Origin of the sequence: Prevotellamassilia timonensis (assembly GCF_021531665.1) — a bacterium.
Taxonomy (GTDB): domain Bacteria; phylum Bacteroidota; class Bacteroidia; order Bacteroidales; family Bacteroidaceae; genus Alloprevotella.
This window is the reverse complement of the sequence record NZ_JADYUH010000178.1, coordinates 1-345: the sequence shown is the minus strand read 5'-3', so window position 1 is coordinate 345 and position 345 is coordinate 1. Positions and strand designations below refer to the sequence as shown.

Sequence of the window (345 nt, the reverse complement as noted above, 5' to 3'; positions counted from 1 at the left end):
TGGAGGCGACTGTTCTTTCGCACTGTCACTTCAGCACCTTGCGCGTAGTGCCATCGGAGTAGCGCACGATGACTGCGCCGCGTTGTTTGCCGTTGATTTGTTTGCCATTCAGGTCGTAGTAGCCGACAATGGTGGGGACAGTCTTGTCTGTCTCCACTTCATCTATGCCGGTGGGCATAACCACAATCTCATATTCGCTCCAAGGCGCTTGAGTTTGATAGTCAGTCTTGGCATCCTCATCCACCACATAGACTGTTTCTAATGGAGCGTTATAAAATATATTAGATCCTGTGCTGGGAGGTGTGGAGGGGAGCATATAGATGGAGGTCAAACTACTGCAACCAT

At 49.9% G+C, this 345-nt stretch carries 1 pseudogene; it reads right to left on the bottom strand.

Annotated features, from left to right (window positions below):
- Positions 1 to 25: 25 nt before the first annotated feature.
- Positions 26 to 345, bottom strand: a pseudogene (locus I6E40_RS10775) (leucine-rich repeat domain-containing protein); the annotation flags it as partial.